At 43.9% G+C, this 4,595-nt stretch carries 3 protein-coding genes and 2 pseudogenes; 3 read left to right on the forward strand and 2 right to left on the reverse strand.

Annotated elements, in window-relative coordinates; all coding sequences use genetic code 11:
• A pseudogene (locus tag AB3112_RS08430) lies at positions 1-253 on the reverse strand (ion transporter); the annotation flags it as partial.
• 14 nt (positions 254-267) lie between these two features.
• Positions 268-2,412, reverse strand: a complete 2,145-nt coding sequence (locus AB3112_RS08435) for an LTA synthase family protein (protein WP_367334284.1) — start codon at positions 2,410-2,412, stop codon at positions 268-270.
• A gap of 163 nt (positions 2,413-2,575) precedes the next feature.
• On the opposite strand from AB3112_RS08435, the gene AB3112_RS08440 reads away from it, so the two are divergent.
• From AB3112_RS08440 to AB3112_RS08450, 3 genes and pseudogenes are all read left to right on the forward strand, one after another.
• On the forward strand, positions 2,576-3,232 hold the full coding sequence (locus tag AB3112_RS08440) for a histidine phosphatase family protein (protein ID WP_084973016.1): 657 nt from the start codon (positions 2,576-2,578) through the stop codon (positions 3,230-3,232).
• Between the two features lie 271 nt (positions 3,233-3,503).
• On the forward strand, positions 3,504-3,941 hold the full coding sequence (locus AB3112_RS08445) for a GNAT family N-acetyltransferase (protein WP_084973014.1): 438 nt from the start codon (positions 3,504-3,506) through the stop codon (positions 3,939-3,941).
• Between the two features lie 442 nt (positions 3,942-4,383).
• Positions 4,384-4,595: pseudogene (locus tag AB3112_RS08450) on the forward strand (PTS sugar transporter subunit IIC); the annotation flags it as partial.

Raw genomic sequence — 4,595 nt, forward strand, 5'->3', positions numbered from 1 at the left:
ACGGGATGAGGGCAATCAGGTCAAACAAATTCGAGATCAAGAAATCTTTTTTTGATTTGGCGCGTTTAAATCGAACTAGATAATCAATCAGGAAAAAGAGCCATATGAGTGTGAAGACAACTCGGTATGGCCCTTGGCTGAGGGTGATCTTAGTGACCAGTGCCAGAATCGCCAGGACAAACGAGACCAAGGCCAATGAGACGACCAAGATGTTGTAAAGTAAAATTCTTAATTTCATAGAATCTCGTTTCATGACTGATCTGCCCCCTAGCGACTGCTGTCAGTATTGTTTGCGTCTGGATTGGTAATCTTGATTCGACTGCTGTCGGTGGTCTTATGATGGATTTCAGGCGCGTCTGTGAAGTACTCTTTCCAAGTGGACTTATCGCCATTTTCGGAATAGATACTGGTTGATTTCTTGCCTAAACGTTTTTCAATCCGCTTTTCTTTTTGATAAAGGTCGGCGTAATTGTACTTTCGGGGATCAACTGCTTCAAACCCCTTTGGATGGTAGAAACGAAGCAGGTTCTTTTCGTTGAGTGAATCTGACAGCGATAACTCGGTGTTGACTCGTTTCTTATCCTTTTTAACTTGAGCTTGCTGCCGTTTGGTTAACTTCAACAGTTGACCGGTCTTATTGGAATAGATATCGCCGCTAATTGACGTGAAGGCCGGGCTGACCCAATCCTGATTACGGAAGGCTACGACTTGATCATGTTGTTTGGATAAAATGTCGGTGCCAAACTGGACGTAGCGTTTCGAGCTAATTCCCAGCAGGTGCATCAAGGTTGGCAAGACGTCAATTTCGCCGGCATATTTGTTGGAAATAAAGCCGTTCTTCTTACCCGGGATGTTGATGATGAGCGGTACCCGCTGCAATTGCGCGTTGTCAAAGTCGTCCCAATCGTCGGGATTTTTGCCTAAAGCCTTGGCCAAGCTGGTGTTTTCCGAGTTGGAAATCCCGTAATGGTCCCCATACAAGAGGATAACCGAGTGCTTCAATAAGCCGGTCTTTTTCATGTAGTTATAGAATTCGTGAACCGCCTGATCGAGGTAGTGAGCTGTCAGGAAGTAATTATCGACAACTTTATCTTGCGTATTGGTGGTCTTGAAATTGGTATCTTCTTTGTCCAAATCATACGGGAAATGGTTGGTTACGGTGATGTACTTCACGTAAAATGGCTGTTGGAGATTTTGCAGGTACTTGACCGAGTCTCTAAATAACAGCTTATCCTTCAAGCCATACCCCAACGAGCGGTCACCGGTAGTGTTGTAATAACTGGCGTCAAAGAAGTATTGGTAGCCCATATTTTTATAAACGTTATTCCGGTTCCAGAAGCTGGCAATGTTTCCGTGGAAAACGGCGCTGGTGTAGCCACGGCGTTGATTCAAAATGGCCGGCGCGGCTTGGAAGGTATTGTCGCTGCCGAGTTGGGCAAATAAGGATCCCTGTGGCAACCCATAAGTGCTGGTTTCCAACATATTTTCGGCATCAGAAGTTTTTCCTTGGCCGACTTGATGAAAGAAATTTTTAAATGAATACGAGGACTTGCTCTTATAAAGCTTATTTAAGAACGGTGTCACTTCTTGGCCGTTGATTTTTTTACCAATCAAAAATTGCTGGAAGCTTTCCAAATGGATGACGATAACGTTCTTTCCCTTGGCAATTCCGTAATATTTTTTGTTTGGCTTGGCATAGTGACTGCGCGTAAATTTGAGCACATCGCTGAGTTCCGACTTGGTGGCAGTAGCCCGCAAGTCGTTATTGTGTTGGGACTTCAAGCCATCATAGACGGTAAACGCGTCCAAACCAAGATATTTGACGATGTAAGTCCGGTCAAATGTCCGGGTGAGCAACTGTGGTCGATCCATTTCGGCCAGTGACAGATTAACAACGAAAAACAAGACCGAAAATGACGTTACGGCCAAGCCGATCCGTTTATTTAATGGTCGATGATCAATTTTAATTTTTTTGAAGACGATTAAGCCAATGATGACGATCAAATCAATCCAATACAGGATGTCATGGATGTTAGTAAGTGCGAGCGAACTGCCGCTCAAACCTTGGTTGACTTTTGAATAACCAGTCATGGTGCTGACAGTCATAAAATCGGTGAACTCACGGAAATAAATGACGTTTAAGTAAAGTAAAACGGTGTTTAAAATGGCAATTAGCAGCGCGATTGGATAAAAGAAACGGCTTTTCTTGAAGTAAAGCGCAATGCTCAGTAGTAAAGTGGTGGTGGCCAATGGGTTAATCAAGACAATGAAGAATTGAAACGGGTTGGTAATCCCGAGCCCAAGGTCAACAAAATAGGCCAGCATTGTTTTGGCCCAAAAGCAGACGATTAAAAGAACGATGAAACCCTTGCGTGTACTACATTTTTCAAGGGCCCAATTAATATATTTCAAAACGGTTTGCTCCTTAAAATAATTACTTGTTTTATCTTATCAAATAATTTCGCAGAAAAAAGAAAAATCAAGCGATTTTGCCCAAATCTTAAATTGATTTTGCCTGAACGTGGGCCCGAAAAATTGTTATACTTTAACTATTAAGGGTAAAGGATGTGTCAACATGAGTAAATTTACTTTGTACATGGTTCGTCACGGACAGACCTATTTCAACATCTATAACAAGCTTCAGGGTTGGAGTAATTCGCCTTTGACCGAAAAGGGAATCCAAAATGCGGTCGATACGGGTGAAAAGCTGAAGGACACAAAATTTGTGGCTGCGTACTGCAGTGATACGACTCGAGCTGAACAGACTGCTCAAACAATTTTAGATAAGAATAACGCTTCTGACATTGAAAAACCAATCACGGCCAAATTTTTCCGGGAAGAGTTTTATGGATACTTTGAAGGAAATGATATGAACCAGGCGTGGTATTTGGCCGGTGCACCACATGGCTTGCCAACTTTTGCGGATATTGTGGCAAAATACTCGATTGGCAAGGCCAAAGATTACCTAAAGGAAGCCGATCCATTTCACCAAGCTGAAAATAACGAGGAGTATTGGCAACGGATGGATCAAGGATTCGATTTGATCAAAAGTAATCCCAAGATCAAAGATGGCGATAACGTCTTATTGATCAGCCATGGAAATACACTGCTAAGCGTTGTTGAACGATATGGAAAGGGCAAGTACGACGTGACGGAACGCCCGGCAAACGGCAGCGTGACGAAGCTGGAAATTGACGGCGACAACGTGGAGGTAGTGGGGTTTAATGAGTAGAGTGCGTAACGAGCCGGTTAGCTTTTGAGCATTAGTTTAACAACCATCTTCAACGCTGGTTTTGGGTTGAAGGTGGTTGTTGGACTAAGCGGAAAAAGCTGGCTCGTGTAGCACGTTTTTCAGCTAGGTAGCCCAACAAGCAACTCCAAAGTAACAAACAGGGAAATCGACTTTGATTTCTCCGCTAGTTGGCTTAGGTGCAAGTTGCTGCTCTGAAAAGCACTTTTTTCAGCCACCATTTAACGATACTAAAAGTAGGCGGATATGAGTTTTGGAAATTAAACAAACAGATCAATTAGATACCATTTATCAAGATGCGAGAACCATTCGCCATCACGTCTTTATTGAGGAACAGGGGATTGATGAAAGCGATGAGTTTGACGGCACAGATTCTGACGCGATTCATTTTGTCGCATACGTTGATGGGACACCGGTTGCGACGGCCCGGACGACCGTAACTGAAGCCGGTATTCATATTCAGCGGGTCGCAACGGAGAAGGCCTACCGGAACCAGGGATACGCGAAACAATTGCTGGCGTATCTGCTGGCATCCCCCATGTTTCAAGATGCACCAATGTTTTATCTCGGGGCACAGAAGACCGCAATTGGGTTTTATCAGCGGCTGGGTTTTGAACAATATGGTGACCCGTTCACGGAAGTCGGAATTCCGCATGTCAATATGAGGAAGGTTGTCGTTAAGCAAAATTAGCTTGATGCAACAATGCAGCTTGAAACTTTTAAAATATTAGAATAAGTGGTTAAGCAGTTAGAGCGGGGTGCATGATGCTAGCTGCTTTTTTGATTGGCGTGTTTGACGACTGCAGGCGAAGGATTGCGTCTAGTGTCTGACCGGGTCTCATCACACTAAACGTGTTCCGACGACCCAGACTCCTACTACACAAGTCAAAAGTCTCGGCGCTGAACTGGCGTTCATCTCCAAAACTTTTAACTTGTGCTCCAACGACCGTAAACAAAGTGCAACGTCTAGTGTCTAACCGGGTCTCATCACACTAAACGTGCTCCGAAGCTAAGCGGTTTGCTCCGCACTCTCTACTTTTTTCTTGACAAATTTTCATTTTGAAACAGAATAGTGATAACAATACAGTCGGACCCCACTTGCCTTGGGGTTTCGGAGAGGGACTGAGACCGTGATGAATCGATTACTAGCTATCTCAACACGCTTTTACAAAAGCCGAGTGACGCGGATTGTTCGCGATACGCTGAGTATTTTGTTTCCAATCATGTTACTCGGAAGCTTTGCCGAAGTTTTGAAATTTGCATTTTTGTCCCCAAGTGGGTTTATCGCGACACTTTTTTCAGTCACTAAATGGTTGCCGTTCGTCCATCCGTTATCCCAATTGGC

Source organism: Lentilactobacillus sp. (assembly GCF_040773105.1).
Lineage (GTDB): Bacteria > Bacillota > Bacilli > Lactobacillales > Lactobacillaceae > Lentilactobacillus > Lentilactobacillus parabuchneri.